Raw genomic sequence first — 1,087 nt, forward strand, 5'->3', positions numbered from 1 at the left:
GATTAAATCAGATCACAAACGAAGCCTTTTTTCTATCTATTTCAATTGGTTGTAGCTAAAGATCCTGTACATGATGACCAACTAACATGTACGCGTTGACGTTATCGATACACTTCATATCCGGCAGGAACGCGGTCTTCATTATCGACTTCCTCTCGGGATTCACCGATCACCCGGTTCACCCGATCCCAGAAAGCCTGGCCATCCGTTTCGGTCAGGCCGTATTCCTGCTTCACTTCGCGCTTTGCGGTGGACTCTTTCATCTGGATCATTTTACTCATGCATCACTCCTTGGATTGCTACTGCTTGATGGTTGACGACAATGCAGAACAGTGGCGACAGGTGGTGTCGCGGCATGTCAGGCGCTGTCGCCAGATGTATAAACTGGGATCTTTGTCATAAATGAATCAGGGTGGAGCCTGACTCATCAGGGTCAATAAATGGCGTAAATCACGGACGATCTGCTCATGGATAAAGCCGGGCGAGATCACGGTGAGTTCCGGCATCCAGGATTTGATGACAGGCAGAATTTGATTGGCATCGAGCACGCGACTGCTCAATAACAGCGCACCGTCATCCAGGGTTTTGACAATCTCCTGCTCGGGCAGCAACGGGCGATGCTGAAAGTTGATAGCGATGGATGCATTGGCCTTGAGGAGCACCTCGATCATGCCGGAGCGCCAGAGCGTCGGGTCGGTATCGATCTGTCGTTGAATGAGCGCATCACGGGTAAAGGTCTGTTGCGATAGCTCAACCAGTGCGATGTTGCTCAGCGGATAGGCTTGCAATCTCCCCTCGCTGACGCCGACCAAGTGCCAGGTGCCCTTGTAGTTGACGAGCTGATAGGGGCTAAACAGCTGCTTGCGCTGGTCTTTGGTGATGAGCCAGCATTGTAGATGCTGGGTCAGTGCCTGCTCTAATACCGGTAACTGGTGACTCAGTGAGTTGGTGGACTGGCTATCGAACCCCTTGATGGCGAAGAGGCTGGGGTTGCCTCTGTCCAGCAGCTGACGGCCTTGTTGCACAATTCCAAAGCAGGACAGCAGTCTCTCAGGCGCCGATTTCGCTCAGTTGACCTGTTGTCGTA

The 1,087-nt window shown here is 52.3% G+C and carries 2 protein-coding genes; both read right to left on the reverse strand.

Annotation, left to right across the window (positions count from 1 at the left end; translation table 11 throughout):
- Window positions 1-101: 101 nt before the first annotated feature.
- The gene (locus tag OKB81_RS20475) at window positions 102-281 is read right to left on the reverse strand and encodes a hypothetical protein (protein ID WP_029304370.1); all 180 of its coding nucleotides are present in this window, start codon (window positions 279-281) and stop codon (window positions 102-104) included.
- Window positions 282-407: 126 nt separating this feature from the next.
- The gene (locus OKB81_RS20480; RefSeq protein ID WP_270805444.1) at window positions 408-1,025 is read right to left on the reverse strand and encodes a WYL domain-containing protein; all 618 of its coding nucleotides are present in this window, start codon (window positions 1,023-1,025) and stop codon (window positions 408-410) included.
- Window positions 1,026-1,087 lie beyond the last annotated feature (62 nt).

This window comes from Aeromonas sp. QDB56, from assembly GCF_027705505.1.
In the GTDB taxonomy this organism is placed as follows: Bacteria; Pseudomonadota; Gammaproteobacteria; order Enterobacterales; family Aeromonadaceae; genus Aeromonas; species Aeromonas caviae.

Excerpts from the sequence above, each read along its gene's own strand:
- OKB81_RS20475 (WP_029304370.1), bottom strand. The coding sequence starts at position 281 with ATGAGTAAAATGATCCAGATGAAAGAGTCCACCGCAAAGCGCGAAGTG.